The sequence below is a fragment of the Arthrobacter sp. 9MFCol3.1 genome (genome assembly GCF_000620385.1).
In the GTDB taxonomy this organism is placed as follows: Bacteria; Actinomycetota; Actinomycetes; order Actinomycetales; family Micrococcaceae; genus Arthrobacter.
Genome location: NZ_JIBJ01000004.1, coordinates 244418 through 258233 on the forward strand (window position 1 = coordinate 244418; position 13816 = coordinate 258233).

Here is a 13816-nt window from a genome sequence, read left to right on the forward strand (position 1 = left end):
TGGGTCACTTACTGGCTTAGTGGCCTAGCCTCCTAGACACCAGGTGTCTTTGTCAATAGTTCTCCGGTAGTCTTAGAGGTCAGGGCAGGCTGGAAGGACGCGCATGGCAAAGCAGGCGGCAACGCATCAGATTTCCCGCGTTTCGCGGCCCCGGCTCTACGAGCAGCTGGTGGAGCAGATCATGGACTTCATCGAATCCGCAGAGTTGGGCCCCGGGGACACGTTGCCGGCCGAACGGGAACTTGCCGAGCGGTTGGGGGTTTCCCGTGCCACCCTGGCGCAGGCCCTGGTGGCCCTCGAGGTGCTTGGCGTGATCGACGTCCAGCACGGCACCGGAGCGGTGCTGGTCTACCGGCCGAACGTTCCTTCCGTGATCAAAGGCCTCCGCGAGCACCGGAGCCGTCTGCCCGAGATCGTTGAGGCGCGGAGCACGCTGGAGGTCAAGCTGGCCGAACTGGCCGCGGCCCGCCGCACGGAGCAGGACATGAGCGCGATCGATCACGCCCTCGAAGCCATGGCTGAAGAGGTCGCCTCGGGAGACCGCGGCGCACGCGGCGACGAACTGTTCCACCAGGCCGTCACCGCCGCGGCCCACTCGGCGGTCCTGGCCCAGCTCATGACCTTCATTGCCGGCATGGTCCTGGAAACGCGCCTCGAATCACTCGGACAGCCCGGCCGGCCGGAGCAGTCGCTCGCCTCCCACCGCAAGATCGCCGACGCGATCAGGTCCCGGGACTCGGCTGCCGCCGCGGCGGCGATGCTCGAGCACATTGATCTTGTCTCCGACGTTGCCCTCCTGAAGAACAGCTAGACCGGAATAAACGTGAACCTTTCCTTCGATCCGCCGTGTGGCCCGATCGCCGGATGGCGCGACGGCGAAGTCGTGCGTGCCGCCGGCATTCCCTACGCCACCGCGGAACGCTTTCAGCCGCCCGCGCCGGCACCCGACTGGTCCGAGACGCTCGAGGCGACATCGCTGTCTCCGGCGTGCCCGCAGGCGCCGGTGCCATTCCTGGATGACGTGCTCGGCACCCGCTACGGCGAACTTCCGGGCAGCGAGGATTGCCAGCGCCTGACCATCACCCTGCCTGCCGATCTCCACGACGGTGAACGGCTGCCTGTCATGGTGTGGCTGCACGGCGGGTCCTACACGTCCGGTTCCGGGGATCTGGCGATCTTCGACCCGGCCGCGCTGGTTGCCGAAACCCGGGTGATTGTCGTTTCGGTGACCTACCGGCTGGGCCTCTTCGGATATTTGTCCACCAGCACCGGCCGGCCCGCCAATCTGGGCCTGCTGGACCAGATCGAGGCGTTCCGGTGGGTGCAGCGCAACATCGCATCCTTCGGCGGCGATCCGGGCCGCGTTACGGCGTTCGGGCAATCCGCAGGGGGCGACGCCGTCGCGCACCTCATGGCGACCCCTGACGCGGCGTCGCTCTTCCAGCGCGCCATCATTCAAAGTGCTCCGTTGGGCATCACCCGGGGGCGGGAACGGATGAACGCCGCCATGGGGGTGGCCGCCGAGGCGGTTACCGCCGCGACTCCGGCGATGGACGTCGTCGCTCTCGAAGAGGACGTGGCCCGGGCGGCGAGGAAGTTCGGGCTGATGGCTGCCATGCCGTTCGGGATCCAGTACGGGCATTCACCCCTGCCCGAGGAGTCCGGGCTTGACCGGGCCTGGAATGCCGCTGCCCCGGCGATCGACATCCTGATCGGCTACACAGCGGAGGAGGCCCGGCTGTTTCTGCCGCGCAGCCCGCGCCTGGGCCGGGTGGCGAGGATTCCCGTGGTCGGCAGCGCGGTGCTCAAGGCGGTCACATGGGTGGTCACGGAAATGGTGTACGGCAAGGCGGCCAGGCAGTTCGCCAGGCGGCATGTACGGGCGGGCGGCCGGGCGCACAGCTACCTGTTGTCCTGGCGCGCGCCGGGAAATCTCTACGGCGCCGCGCACACGGTAGACCTGCCCCTGCTGTTCGGCCACCAGCGCACGTGGGAGGGTGCCGGGCTCCTGGCGGGAGCGACGTGGGACGAGATCAATGCCCACGGCCGGGCGATGCGGGCACTGTGGGCACGGTTCGCCTACGGGGAAGGCCTCGGGTCCCGCGGCGAGATTCCCGGCTCGCTCCGGTACCGCTCGGTCTAGAACAGTTGGGCAGCGATCACCCAGAGGAGCACCACGACGCCAAGGGCGATCATCGGGCGGTTCCATGTCGTGGATACGGTGGCTGGGGCAACGGTGGTTGTGGTCTCTGTGCCGTCGGAGGAGCGGAGCCCGGCGGCGCGGGCGTCCTGCCACGCCTGGGCGATCTCGTCTCGGCCGGTGGTCACCGCGGGCTGTGCCGGCCTGAACCGTTCATTGCTAGGCGAGATGCTGTGGGGCCGGCTCTTCAGGTCGCTGACGTGCTCAAAGCCGGATTCGAACGAGCCCGGCGGGGTGGGAGCGCCCCAGCTCACATACTTCTTGCCGGCGGCCCTGACAGTGACGGCGTAGCGGACTTCGACGTCCTGGACCGTTTCGAAAGGTATCCGGTGGTCGCGGAGGCCGTTGATCAGCGTAAAGCCGCCGCCATCAGCGCGCAGGCACGGCCGCCACTGGGCTACATAGACCAACCAGGACACCAGCACCAGCCAAGGTGCAGCGTCCATCGCGGCCCGGGTTTCTCCGCCGGCCATCAGCCACCACAGGGTGCCCGCGGCCGCGGCCCAAACGGCAGCGGCCACTGGGCGGCCCGACGCCGAGCGGTGCGTTTTGCCTCCACGGGCGGAGCCCGCACGGCCCGCCTGCGGCGGGTGCTGCTGCTCTTGTGATGCTTTCAATCGTCCCCCTCCATTGCCCGAGCCTTGGCCGGGATGAGTGCAATCTACCGCACGCGGTGTCCGACTCGGTGGTCAAGGGTGAAACCCGGGTACTCGGGAAAGTCGCCAACTCGATCGGCCGTGAACCCAAGGGCCCCGTAGAAGCCGATGGCGGAGGGACTTGCCTGCCAGTCCAGGATCATTGGCTGCGGTCTGGCGCGTGACCAGTCGAAGATGAAGTCCATGAGGGCCCTGCCGGTGCCGCCCAGGCGTGTGTCAGGATCGACAAAGAGGTCATGTACGCGACCTGTGGTGTACGTAGCCCGCAGGCCTGGCCCGAAATCCTGCGCCAGGCCATAGCCGATCAGACTGCCGCTTGCCTGTGCGTGTGCCACGGGGAGGCACCATGAAGCGTCGGCCACGAACTGAGCGAAACGGCTATGGAAAACTCCCGGCGGAACCTCTTGTGCGGCTGGGGTGAATGCAATGGACAACCGGCGCACCTCGGCCGCGTCTTCAGCCCTCGCTGCGCGCACCACCAGCCCTTTAGGAGTCACGGGCGCTCCTTTCCCTTGAGCCATCGCCGACATAGTGGGTGAAGTGAAATTATTGCGGCAGCCGGGCCTTTTCAACGGACTCTGTTTCGGCTCTAAGCTGGGCGATCCGCAACTTCAGAAACGTGTTCAGCCGGAACACGGTTCGCGCCAGAACGAAAAACGCTGCCACGGGAAAAGCCCAGTAAAGGGCCGCAACGAGCAAGCCAAGATCCAATTTCAAACCCCCAGTATCGATGCCGTGTTTACGACTCAGCGCAGCATAGGTGCTTCAGCGAATATTCACCTAGTCAATTTTCAGCTGCGGAGATTCTCCCGGGGCACGGGAGTGCTTACTCATTGAGTTCGGCCAGGATGTCGGCGGCGTCCGTATTGCCGGCGGATGCCAGGCGCCGGAGCTCTTCGAAATCTTCCTTCTCGGCTGCGAGTTCAACGAGTTGATCCTCAGCGTCTTTGCTGCCGCCGTCCGCAAGGCGCCGCAGCTCGTCGAAGTCTTCCCGCTCCGCGGCCAGCTCGATGAGCTGGCCGATGGCGTCGTTGTCACCGCGGGCAGCCCGCTCCCGGAGTGCCGAAAGATCAGATTCTGACATTGCGTGGACCTTTCCAAGAAACGGTTCCGTTAGCCGGTCGGGACCGCAGGAGGGCGACTTGGCCGGGGGAGGCCGGCACGGTGTTAATGCAGGGTACCGCGCTGAACGAAGCGGCCCTTGTGCGAGCGGCCCAGCCCTTGGATCCGCGGGCACGTGGCTCCTCGCCGCAGCCAGCGTCGTCGTCATCGGCTACTTGGCCCGCCGCCTTGTGCGCGATGCACGGCACCGGTGACCCCAGTTGATAGATTCTGGACCATGACCACTCCGGACATCAGCGTCAGGGCCGCAACCGTGCACGACGCCGCACGGCTGGCCGAGATCCACATTGCAGCCTGGCGGGCCACTTACCGCGGCGTGATGACCGATGAGTACCTTGACGGTCTCGACGTCGGACGCGCAGCCTCCGCCTGGCGCCGAAACATCCTTGAACCCAGGCAAGGGACCACCATTCACCTCGTCGTCCAAAGTGCCGATGAGGTTGCAGGGTTCGCCATCCTCGGCCCAGCTGCCGGCGACGCGGACCCGGGAACCGGTCAGCTCCACGCGATCAATGTGCACCCGGACTGGTGGGCGCGGGGCGTCGGTTCCGTCCTGTTCGCGGCCGCGGAACAACAGCTTATCGCCCTCGGCTACGACCGGGCCTTTCTCTGGGTGGAGAAAGGCAACGACCGGGCCATCAGCTTCTACACCAACCGCCGGTGGCTCGACGACGGCGGGACACTGGAAGACACGAGCTTCGATCCGGCTGTGGCCGAGAGACGCCACAGCCGGACCTTTCCTGCCGTGCGGTCGCCGAAGTAATCCGTCATGTGAAGAGACCTTCGCCGATGAAGCCTCCCGCCCTGGTGCCCGGCGGAACCGCGAACAGGCCCGAGCCGGTGTGTTTGAGGTATTCCACAGCCAAGGTGTCTTCCTTCGCCATGGCCAGCTGCATGGGCACATAGTGGGTCCTGGGGTCCGTGACGAACGCGATGAAGAACAGTCCGGCGTCGAGGTGCCCCAGGCCGTCCGAGCCGTCGGTGTAGTTGTAGCCGCGCCGGAGCATCTTGACGCCGTCGTTCTGGCTTGAGTGCGCGAGCCTGACGTGGGCGTCCAGCGGGATCAGCGGTTCCCCGCTGCGCCCCGGAACCTCGAAGTCCGGGGCGGTGAATTCCTCGCCGCCGGAGAGCGGGGCCCCTGCGCCCTTGGTACGCCCGATCAGCGCTTCCTGTTCGCGCAGCGAGGTGCGGTCCCAGATTTCGATGTGCATCCGGATCCGGCGCGCCACGAGGTAGGTGCCGCCGGCCATCCAGCCCTCTTCCGGGCGCGTTCCCCGGCCGGCCCACACGTGCTCCTCGAGCAGCGCGGTGTCCTCTGCCTTGAGGTTGTTGGTGCCGTCCTTGAAGCCGAAGAGGTTCCGCGGGGTGGTCTGGGCCCGCGACGTGGAGGACGTCCGCCCGAAGCCCAGTTGGGACCAGCGGACGCGGGTCTGCCCGAAGCCGATGCGGGCAAGGTTGCGGATCGCGTGGACGGCCACCTGGGGGTCGTCGGCGCAGGCCTGCACCACGATGTCGCCGCCGGTGCGTCCGGGCTGGAGGTCGTCGCCGGAGAAGTGCGGCAGGTCGATCAGGGCATCCGGGCGGCGCCCCTCGAGTCCGAAGCGGGCCTTGCCGTCCTTCTCGAACAGGCCGGGGCCGAACCCGAAGGTGAGGGTGAGTTTGCCGGCCCCCAGGTCCAGGGCTTCTCCCGTGTCCTCGGGCGGGGCGTCGTAGGGGCCGTCGACGGCGCCGCTGTTGCCGGTGCTGCGCCCCGCGGTCATGGCCGCGGCGGCCGCCGTCCAGTCCTTCAGGAGCCGGATGAGCTCGGCGCGGTCCTCCGTGACGAGGTCGAAGGCTGCAATGTGAAGGCGGTCCTGGGCCGGGGTGACGATGCCGGCCTGCCGGTCACCGTGGAAGGGGATGATGTCGCCGGGCGCCGCCAGCGGCGCGGCCGCTGCCGTCACGGCGTCGTGGCTGAGGAGGCCCGCCGCCAGGCCGGCGACGGCGCCCGCGCCGCCGGCTCCTGCGAGGGACAGGAGCCCGCGGCGGGACAGCCGGCCCTTTCCCGGACCGGGGGCTGCGGGCGGCGCGGGCGAGGCCGGGGCTCCCGGTGCCTTGGCTGATTCCGGAGTGCCGCCGTCGGGGGTCTGGCCGGGGCTGCCGCCGAAGGGGCAGCCGGTCACAGGACTACTGCCGACGTGAGCCTGGCCAGGGGCTCGCCCAGGGCATCCACCAGGGAGGCGAGCTGCTGGACTTCGGCCTGGCTGAGCTTGTTGTAGTAGGTGAAGCCGTCGCCGGTGGAGTGCTGCTTGAGCCCGGCCTGCAAGGCTGCGAACTTGGTCTCGAGCGCTGCGGCCAGGGCCGGGTCCTTCTGCGCCAGCACCGGCTTCAGGCTGTCGAAGGCGGTCCGGGCTCCGTCAACGTTCGCCTGGAAGTCCCAGAGATCGGTGTGGGACCAGATTTCTTCCTCCCCGGTGACTTTGCCGGTAGCTACTTCGTCCAGGAGCTCCTTGGCGCCGTTGCCGATCTTGTCCGCGGAGAGTTCCACGGTGCGGGTCCGCTGGGCCAGGTCCTCGGTGTCGGCAACGAGCTGCGTAGCGATGGCGGCACGCGCCGCCGCGGTGAGGGGGGTGTAGCCGGCCGGCGGGAACAGGTCCTTTTCGGCCCGGTGCCAGCCGGTCCATTCCTGGCCGGGTTCGAGGTCGGCTTCACGGGCATCGAGCTTGGGGTCGAGGTCCCCGAACGACTCGGCCACCGGCTCGATGCGCTCCCAGTGCATGCGCGTCTCGGCATAGAGCCCGCGGGCCTTCGTTGCGTCCCCGGCGGCGTAAGCGGCCGCGAACGCCTTCGTGCCGTCAAGCAGCTGATCGGTCTGGTCCTTGACATAGGCGGAGTACTGCCGGGTGCCGGTGTCCAGCAGGGCCTGGAGTTTGGCGTCGACGGCCGGACTGCTGCTGACCTGGACGGGGCCGGCGGCGGCGTCGCCCGGGGTCTTTGGGGTGTCCATGCAGCCGGCCAGGGCAAGCGGAACGGCGGTTGCCGCGGCCAACAGGGCAAGCGTCTTCCGGAGCCGGGGAGTGGTTTTGGGCAGGGGGATGCTGGGCATGGGTCTTTCCTTGGATCGGACGGGTGGAACAGTGCTGTGCGGGAGTGCGGAAGCCGGGGGTGGGGGACCGTGTGGGCTTCCCTCGGCAATACCGCCGACGCAAGCCTTACTTAGGCACCCCTAAGTAAGGAGGATACCCATCGGCGGGGATTACGCAAACCTTTCATACCCTAATTTGGTTTAGGTAAGCCTAATCTAATAAAGTCATCCGGGTGACCACGCAGCTTGACTTCATGCGGGTGCCCTTTGCCGCCGATCTTGCGAGCCACGGGGACAGCCCTGCCATCCTCACCGACACCCTGGCAATGACGTACCGGGAGCTGGCGGAGAGGGTCGATGCCTTCTCCCTCCGTCTAGGCGCCACAAGGCGCCTCGTGGCGCTCGCCGCCGCCAACGACCTCGACTCCCTTGTGGTCTATCTGGCGGCCCTGGCCGGCGGCCACCCGCTGATTCTCCTGCCGGAGGACAAGCCGGCCGCCCTGGAGTCCCTCGTTGCGGCCTACGACCCCGACGTCGTTGTCCGGTCCGGCACCGGGCAGCTCCTGATGGACGAACGCCGGACCGGCACCCGCCACGAGCTTCACCCGGACCTGGCCCTCCTGCTCAGCACGTCCGGATCCACAGGCTCGCCCAAGCTCGTCCGGCTCTCTCATGCGAACCTGCAGGCCAACGCCGAGTCCATTGCCGAGTACCTGAACATCGGGCCCGACGACCGTGCCGCGACGACGCTGCCGACGTCCTACTGTTACGGACTGTCCGTGATCAACAGCCACCTGCTCCGCGGCGCCGGGCTGGTCCTGACCGACCTTTCCGTGGTTGATCCATGCTTCTGGCAGCTCTTCCGACGCCGGGCAGCTACGTCCTTCGCGGGAGTTCCGTACACCTTTGACCTGCTGGAACGGGTCGGGTTCGCGGACATGGACCTGCCCGGCCTGCGCTACGTCACCCAGGCCGGGGGCCGGCTGGGGCCGGAATCGGTGTGGAAATACGCCGAACTGGGCCGCCGCAACGGCTGGGAATTTTTCGTGATGTACGGCCAGACCGAAGCGACGGCCCGGATGGCGTACCTGCCTCCGGAACTGGCGGCCGAAGTCCCGGGCGCGGTGGGCATCCCGGTGCCCGGCGGCTCGTTCCGGATCGACCCCGTGCCGGGGCTGGAACACGGCGAACTTGTCTACAGCGGCGCCAACGTCATGCTTGGCTATGCCGAATGCCCGGCGGACCTCGCCGCGGGCCGGTCCGTTGAGGAGCTGCGCACCGGCGACCTCGCCCGGCTGCACCCGGCGGGCGTCTACGAAGTCGTGGGCCGGCGCAGCCGGTTCGTCAAGATCGTGGGGCTGCGCGTTGACCTGGGACAGGTCGAGCGGCTCCTGGCCGACCTCGGTGTGCAGGCTGCCAGCGCCGGGACGGACGACGGCGTCGTCGTCGCCGTCGAAGGCGACCACGACGCGCACCTGCTGGGCAAGGTCCTCGCCCAGGGCATGGGGCTGCCGCGGGCGGCCCTGGAGGTCCACGCCGTCGAACATCTCCCGCGCCTGGCAACGGGCAAGCTCGACTACCAGGCCGTCCTGGCCCTGTCACGGCCGGCACCCGCCCCCACGGCGGAAACCGGCGGCCCGGACAATAGTCCTCCGGACAGCGTCCGGAGGATCTTCCAGGACGCCCTGGAGTGCGCCGACATCGCGCCCAATGACACGTTCGTGTCCCTGGGAGGGGACTCACTGTCCTACGTGGCCGCCTCGGTGCGGCTGGAACAGGCCCTGGGCCATCTCCCGCCCAACTGGCACGTGACGCCGGTCCGGGACCTGGAGCGGCCGCCGCGCACTGCACCGGTCCGGAAGCGCCGGCGGTTCGTTGCGCCCGTGGAAACGAGCGTCGTGCTGCGGGCCGTCGGGATCGTCCTGATCGTCAGCACGCACGTCGGTCTGTTCAGCTGGCAGGGTGCGGCCCACGTGCTCATGGCGGTAGCCGGTTACAATTTCGCCCGCTTCCAGCTCTCCGGGAAGCGGGTCCCGCGGCTGCGGCGGCAGCTGTCGAGTGTGGCAAGAATCGTGGTGCCGAGCATGGCGTTCATTGCGGTGGCGTACCTGACCACCGACAACTACGCACCCGCCAATATCCTGCTGCTCAACGCCGTCCTCGGGCCGGAGGCGGTGACCACCCAGTGGCATTTCTGGTTCATCGAAATTCTCCTCTACCTGCTTCTCGCGGCGACGGCACTGCTGGCCATTCCGTGGGCGGACCGCGCCGAGCGGCGCTTCCCCCTGCTCTTTCCGCTGGCGCTGACCGGCGTGGGGCTCCTGACCCGGTATGAGCTGGTGAACCCCGGGGTGCCGCACACGGCGCCTGCGCTCTGGCTCTTCGCGTTGGGTTGGGCTATTGCACGGTCCCGGACCATCGCCCAGCGTTGCCTCGTCTCTGTCGTTGCGGCAGCGACCGTTCCGGGATTCTTCGAGAATCCGGGCCGGGAGGCCACGCTGCTCGCCGGGATCCTGCTGCTCATCTGGCTGCCCAGCATTCCGGTGCCGAAGGTCCTCCGCCGCCTCATGGTGGTGCTCGCCAGCGCCTCCCTCTACGCGTATCTGGTCCACTGGGTGGTCTACCCGCCGCTGGCAGCGATCAGCCCCGCCTTGGCCGTGGCTGGCTCGTTGGCCGCGGGCGTGGCCTACTGGGCGCTATGCGGGCGGGTGATGAGCGCAATCAGCCGGTGGCGGACACGCGCAGGCAACGATCCGGGCACGAATTCAGCACAGCAGTAGGCGGCGGGTGCCGTAGCAGCGACACTGACGGGATGGCTCTCCATTGGAAGGACCGTGGTCGGCGCTCCGCGATCAGTGCCACGGTGGGCGCATTGGCACTCCTCGCCTCGATCCCGGGGTGCGCGTCCTCCACTGACGGGGAGCCGCCGTGTTTCCCGCCCGCCTATTCGCTGACCCCGACGACGGCCGCGCCTGGGCAAAGCGTGACGGTCGCAGCGCCGGACGCTGACTGCAATCCCCGCTACGGCAAGAACGCGCGCATCCAGGTGAGCGTCACCGACGCAACAGGGGTGGAAGTCGTCAACACCACCGCCGCCATGAACGACACCGGCGGGTTCACGTACACATTTGTCGTACCCGCCCGGACGGCCGTGGGGGATGCCGTCGTAACCGCTATGCCCTACAACGTTGACTGGTGCGATGACACCGGCAGGAACAACCGCGTGGCAGGCGCTGGCGAGGTCGGCTTTGCACTGGTGTCCTGTGCGGCGCCAATGAAGCCCCTGACGGTCACCCGCTGAAGTCCACTCCCCAGCGGGTGTCGCGAGCAGAGGCTTACTCCTTGAGGTCCCGGGTGAGGATCTTGAAGCCCACACCGCGGCCCAGGCCCTGTTCGAATGCCAGGGCGAACCAGAGCTTGACGAAGTCATCGACGATGCCGACCTTGGCGGCGTCGCCGACGCGGATGGGCCGGAGGCCGGTGGCGCTGATGAGCTGTTCCACCGTTTCCTGGCCGGGGCCCGCGGGGCCGGCGTAGAGCATGTCGCCGTTCACGCCGTCGTAGTTGGCGTCGGCGAAGTTTTCCCAGCCGAGGCTGTTGAACGCCCGGTAGACACGCGCGGCCGGCGCATGCTTGTTGATCACGGCAATGCTGCTAATGGTGGTGCCGCCGGTGTTGTTGGTGGCGTCGATGACGATCTTGTGGCCCATGGCGGCGGCCATGGCAGGTGCGGCCTGTTCCATGGCGGCACCGTTGATGGCAAGGAGGACGACGTCTGCAGAGGTGATCGCGGCGTTGATAGTGTCCCGTGCAGCTCCGATGCTTTCGGCGTAGTCGGTGAGGTCTGCGTCCTCAGGGGAGCGGGCGCCGAACGTCACCGGGAAGCCGGCTTCGGTCCAGCGGCGGGCGATGGTGCGTCCGATGATGCCGGCGCCGATCACGGCGATCTTGGGCTGGGTCATGAGGGGGTTCTCCATTCGGGGTGCAGGTGGTGTGGCGCAGGGTCGGTGGGGAGCCTCAGCTGACGTGCACGCCGCCGTCGACGTCGATGACCGTCCCCGTGACGAAGGTGTTGGTCATCAGAAACAGCGCGGCGGATCCCACGTCCTGGGCGTTGCCCACGCGGCCGGCAGGAACGGCGCTGCCGTAGCCGGCGTACATGCCCTGGCGCATTTCCTCGGGCATGCCGGCGTATGCCGGGGTGTCGACGAGGCCGGGGGCGATCACGTTGACGCGGACCGGGGCCAGGTCCAGGGCGTTCGCCTTGCCGAATGCCTCGAGGGCGGCGTTCACGGCGGCCATGACGGGCCGGCCGGGGGCGTGCTTGCGGCTGGCGCCGCCGCCAACCATGGTGATCGACCCGTCCTGGGCGATCGCGCCGGACGCTGCCCGGACGGCGTCGTAGTAGCCCCAGAACTTGATGTCCATGAACGGCCGGGCGGCGGCGGAAGAAAGTTCGCGCACCGAACCCATCGCGCCCGGCCCGGCGGACAGGACCAGGTGATCGAACGCACCGATCCGTTCGAACAGTGCTTCAACCGAGGCGGTGTCCGAAATGTCGACCTGCTCGGTCCGCACGGGCGCGCTGAAGGTGCACTCTGCGCGCTGCGGGTCACGGCTGGCAACCGTGACGCTCGCGCCGGCAGCCAAGGCCTGTTCCGCGGCGGCTCGGCCGATGCCGGAGGTGCCGCCGACGACGACGACGTGCTTGCCCGCCAGAACGGGGGCGGAGGGCAGGTTCTGTGAAACAGCAGTCATGGAAAGGAATCCGTTCAGTTCGGTTGCGTTCCGACTATGTGACGGAACGTTCTCATTCATCTTGTGACGGAACGTTCCGTCTGTCAAACTGTAGGAGAACTTCTTCCGCCCGGCGCGGGCCGGAGGGGAGCGAAGACAGTGACCCAGAGAGACGGAGGGAAGAGCATGGCGCGCAAGACGGCCGCAGAAAACCGACAGCATGTGCTGGCCTCGGCAAGCCCGTTGTTCTACCGCCAGGGCATCCGGGCAGTCGGCATGGACCAGATCATCAAGGAAGCCGGCGTTGGCAACGCCACCGTTTACCGTCAATTCCCCACCAAGGACGATCTGGCGACGGCCTACGTCCAGGAGCGCGCGGACGCCTGGTTCGAGCGGATGCACGCGGCTGCCGACGAAGTGGAAGATCCCCGCGGCAAGATCCTGGCCGTCTTCGAGGTCACGGCGGGGGATATCAGCGGCGCGATGTATCGGGGATGTCCGATGCTGAACACCCACACGGAGTTCCCCGATCCGGCCCACCCCGCCCACGCCGTAGCGGTGGTCCACAAACGGCAGGTCTGCGACTGGTTCCGCGCCCTCGCTGAGAGCGCCGGCGCAAACAGCCCGCAGGTCCTGGCGGAGCAACTCCTGCTGGTACTCAACGGCACCCTGTCAACGGCCGCCGTCCTGGGGGCGGACGGCCCGGCCAGGCAGGGACTCGCCCTGGCGCGACAGTTGATCGCTGCCGCCTGCGACTAGCTTGTATGGCCAGGGGCGAGGACGCCGTCAATGTCTATTGGAAGGTGGGAGGGGCCGCGTAGGAAAGGGCTCGGCCGGTACGGCGGCGGGTCGGAGACCAGCCGCGGGTTCTCCAGCCTGGTGGCGAACTGGGTGAGGGCGATCTGCGCTTCCAGACGGGCCAGCGGCGCCCCGAAGCAAAGATGGACGCCGCCACCGAAGCCGAGGTGCTGGTTGTTGCGCCGGTCTGGGATGAAGCGGCCGGGGTCAGTGACGTGGGCGGGGTCGCGGTTGCCCGCGGCCAGGACCAGGGTCAAGGAGGCGCCGGCCGGGATGGTGGTGCCGGCGATCTCGATGTCGTCGAGCGCGGTGCGGAACGGGATGAAATGGACGGGCGGCTCGTAGCGGAGCAGTTCCTCGACCATCGGGATGGCCAGACCCGGGTCATCGCGCAGCCTCTGGAGCTCGGCGGGGTGACGGAGCAACGTCAGTGCGCCGTTGGAGATCAGGTTCACGGTGGTTTCGTGTCCGGCGATGAGCAGCAGAAGCCCGGTGCCCACCAGTTGTTCGTCCGGCATGCGCCCTTCGGGGCCATCATCGGTGGCCATCGCTGAAAGCAGGTCATTCCCCGGTGCCCGCCGGTGGGTGTCGACCAGTTCCTGCATGAATGCACGCAGTTCTTTGCCGGCCTCGAGTCTCTTCTTTTGCTGGGTCTCGGGATCGAGACCTGGATCCGTGGATTGCAGGGCAACGTCCACCCAGATCCGGAAGCGCTGTTCATCGCCTGGGGGCACACCGAGAAGTTCGCAGATCACCGTGACGGGCAGCGGATACGCCAGATCATCGACGACGTCGATCCGGCTGCGGTCCGCCATGTCGTCGACAAGGTCGGTGACAATTTCCGCCATCCGCTCCTCCATCCCGGCCACCCTGCCGGGAGTCGTAGGCGGGCCGAAGTGCCGCATGGTGATCCGTCGAAACTTGTCGTGATCTGGCGGATCCATGCTGAGGAAAGTCGGCGTCATGCCCGCCCCGTCCCCGTCCCCGTCCTCGCCGGTGGCGGCGGCGCCCGCCGCGGCGGCTGCCGGGTTTTTGGTGATGTCTGAGCTGACCCGCGGATCGTGCAACAGGGCGGCGATTTCCGCGTAGGTGCTCACCAGATAGCTTCCGTCCGGAAGACGTGTCACAGGGGTCTTGCGGAGCTCCTCGTAGTAAGGGTAGGGGTTCGCCCGGTTGGCGGTGTCGAGGATCTGCTCCCAGATGGTGGGTTGGGCCATGGCGAAGGCTCCTAGGGTCGTG

At 67.7% G+C, this 13816-nt stretch carries 15 protein-coding genes; 6 read left to right on the top strand and 9 right to left on the bottom strand.

Features of this window, described 5'->3' with window-relative positions:
- Nucleotides 1-103 precede the first annotated feature (103 nt).
- A complete protein-coding gene (locus tag C560_RS0103920; RefSeq protein WP_018773216.1) occupies nt 104-811 on the top strand; it encodes a FadR/GntR family transcriptional regulator in 708 nt (235 codons plus the stop codon).
- Nucleotides 812-823: 12 nt separating this feature from the next.
- On the top strand, nt 824-2143 hold the full coding sequence (locus C560_RS0103925; RefSeq protein WP_026537209.1) for a carboxylesterase family protein: 1320 nt from the start codon (nt 824-826) through the stop codon (nt 2141-2143).
- On the opposite strand, the gene C560_RS22590 is transcribed toward C560_RS0103925, so the two are convergent.
- The 4 genes from C560_RS22590 to C560_RS0103945 all read right to left on the bottom strand — a co-directional run bounded on the left by C560_RS22590 (nt 2140) and on the right by C560_RS0103945 (nt 3940).
- Nucleotides 2140-2721 (bottom strand): hypothetical protein, encoded by a 582-nt coding sequence (locus C560_RS22590; protein ID WP_051532992.1) that lies wholly within the window; start codon nt 2719-2721, stop codon nt 2140-2142. The genes C560_RS0103925 and C560_RS22590 overlap by 4 nt on opposite strands.
- A 140-nt stretch (nt 2722-2861) precedes the next feature.
- A complete protein-coding gene (locus tag C560_RS23945) occupies nt 2862-3386 on the bottom strand; it encodes a GNAT family N-acetyltransferase (protein ID WP_081801612.1) in 525 nt (174 codons plus the stop codon).
- A gap of 16 nt (nt 3387-3402) precedes the next feature.
- Complete coding sequence (locus tag C560_RS23300) at nt 3403-3573, bottom strand: hypothetical protein (RefSeq protein WP_155855738.1); 171 nt, start codon at nt 3571-3573, stop codon at nt 3403-3405.
- A gap of 109 nt (nt 3574-3682) precedes the next feature.
- Entirely contained in the window at nt 3683-3940 is a 258-nt protein-coding gene (locus C560_RS0103945) for a hypothetical protein (protein WP_026537210.1), read from the bottom strand.
- Between the two features lie 255 nt (nt 3941-4195).
- Between C560_RS0103945 and C560_RS0103950 the strand changes: the two genes are divergently transcribed.
- Nucleotides 4196-4741 carry a GNAT family N-acetyltransferase gene (locus tag C560_RS0103950; protein ID WP_026537211.1) on the top strand — a complete coding sequence of 182 codons (546 nt, stop codon included), beginning with the start codon at nt 4196-4198 and terminating at the stop codon, nt 4739-4741.
- A gap of 4 nt (nt 4742-4745) precedes the next feature.
- Here the strand turns inward: C560_RS0103950 and efeB are convergent, their stop codons facing one another.
- Both efeB and efeO read right to left on the bottom strand, forming a co-directional pair.
- Nucleotides 4746-6140: an iron uptake transporter deferrochelatase/peroxidase subunit gene (gene efeB / locus C560_RS0103955; RefSeq protein WP_026537212.1), complete on the bottom strand. Its 1395-nt coding sequence runs from the start codon at nt 6138-6140 to the stop codon at nt 4746-4748.
- Entirely contained in the window at nt 6137-7063 is a 927-nt protein-coding gene (efeO, locus tag C560_RS0103960) for an iron uptake system protein EfeO (RefSeq protein ID WP_026537213.1), read from the bottom strand. The genes efeB and efeO overlap by 4 nt, the downstream gene beginning before the upstream one ends.
- A gap of 212 nt (nt 7064-7275) precedes the next feature.
- On the opposite strand from efeO, the gene C560_RS0103965 reads away from it, so the two are divergent.
- Together C560_RS0103965 and C560_RS0103970 are read left to right on the top strand one after the other, a co-directional pair.
- Complete coding sequence (locus tag C560_RS0103965; RefSeq protein WP_026537214.1) at nt 7276-9822, top strand: AMP-binding protein; 2547 nt, start codon at nt 7276-7278, stop codon at nt 9820-9822.
- 32 nt (nt 9823-9854) lie between these two features.
- The gene (locus tag C560_RS0103970) at nt 9855-10343 is read left to right on the top strand and encodes a hypothetical protein (RefSeq protein WP_231494258.1); all 489 of its coding nucleotides are present in this window, start codon (nt 9855-9857) and stop codon (nt 10341-10343) included.
- 34 nt (nt 10344-10377) lie between these two features.
- On the opposite strand, the gene C560_RS0103975 is transcribed toward C560_RS0103970, so the two are convergent.
- Both C560_RS0103975 and C560_RS0103980 read right to left on the bottom strand, forming a co-directional pair.
- Nucleotides 10378-11004 carry an NADPH-dependent F420 reductase gene (locus tag C560_RS0103975; RefSeq protein WP_026537216.1) on the bottom strand — a complete coding sequence of 209 codons (627 nt, stop codon included), beginning with the start codon at nt 11002-11004 and terminating at the stop codon, nt 10378-10380.
- A 55-nt stretch (nt 11005-11059) separates the two neighbouring features.
- Complete coding sequence (locus C560_RS0103980; protein WP_197026103.1) at nt 11060-11800, bottom strand: SDR family oxidoreductase; 741 nt, start codon at nt 11798-11800, stop codon at nt 11060-11062.
- Nucleotides 11801-11965: 165 nt separating this feature from the next.
- On the opposite strand from C560_RS0103980, the gene C560_RS21205 reads away from it, so the two are divergent.
- On the top strand, nt 11966-12538 hold the full coding sequence (locus C560_RS21205) for a TetR/AcrR family transcriptional regulator (protein WP_043422475.1): 573 nt from the start codon (nt 11966-11968) through the stop codon (nt 12536-12538).
- Here the strand turns inward: C560_RS21205 and C560_RS0103990 are convergent.
- On the bottom strand, nt 12535-13794 hold the full coding sequence (locus tag C560_RS0103990; RefSeq protein ID WP_026537218.1) for a cytochrome P450: 1260 nt from the start codon (nt 13792-13794) through the stop codon (nt 12535-12537). The genes C560_RS21205 and C560_RS0103990 overlap by 4 nt on opposite strands.
- Nucleotides 13795-13816: the final 22 nt, after the last annotated feature.